Source organism: Zoogloea sp. LCSB751, from assembly GCF_002028455.1.
Classification (GTDB): domain Bacteria; phylum Pseudomonadota; class Gammaproteobacteria; order Burkholderiales; family Rhodocyclaceae; genus Zoogloea.
Genome location: NZ_MWUM01000284.1, coordinates 1 through 263 on the forward strand (window position 1 = coordinate 1; position 263 = coordinate 263).

1 protein-coding gene is annotated in these 263 nt (G+C 59.3%); it reads left to right on the top strand.

Going from position 1 to position 263, the window contains the following annotated elements:
• Positions 1–263 (top strand): septal ring lytic transglycosylase RlpA family protein (locus B4920_RS26650; RefSeq protein WP_139379707.1); only part of this gene is annotated, 263 nt, incomplete at both ends.

The window sequence follows — 263 nt, forward strand, 5'->3', positions numbered from 1 at the left end:
CGCAAAACCTCCAGCGGCGAGCGCTACGACATGAATATGATGACCGCCGCCCACAAAACCCTGCCCATTCCCAGCTATGCCAAAGTAACTAACCTGGCCAACGGCAAAAGCGTGGTGGTGCGCATCAACGACCGCGGCCCCTTCCACAGCAGCCGCGTGATGGATTTATCCAAAGCCGAAGCGGGCAAGCTGGGCTTTATCAATCAAGGCACCGCCAATGTGCGCGTTGAGCAAGTGCTGCCGGGCAGCGGTGAAACCCTCGC